The organism is Hymenobacter lapidarius (genome assembly GCF_001816145.1).
In the GTDB taxonomy this organism is placed as follows: domain Bacteria; phylum Bacteroidota; class Bacteroidia; order Cytophagales; family Hymenobacteraceae; genus Hymenobacter; species Hymenobacter lapidarius.
Genome location: NZ_MDZB01000076.1, coordinates 1 through 213 on the forward strand (window position 1 = coordinate 1; position 213 = coordinate 213).

General features: G+C 47.9%; 1 tRNA gene. It reads left to right on the forward strand.

Annotation, left to right across the window (positions count from 1 at the left end):
* Positions 1-16 precede the first annotated feature (16 nt).
* Positions 17-88: transfer RNA gene (locus BEN47_RS05365), tRNA-Arg, on the forward strand.
* Positions 89-213 lie beyond the last annotated feature (125 nt).

Here is a 213-nt window from a genome sequence, read left to right on the forward strand (position 1 = left end):
CTTACCTTTGTAACCTGGCTGCGTAGTTCAAGGGATAGAATAGGCGTTTCCTAAACGCTTGATAGCAGTTCGAATCTGCTCGCGGCTACTTGAGAGGTCGTTTCCTATGGGAAAGACCTTTTTGCTTTTGATGGCGAGCGAAACATGCAGAAGCGCTTATCCGGCAGGTTCACTATTGCTGCCCTTGAGTCTTCTTACCGCTTTTTGCTACCT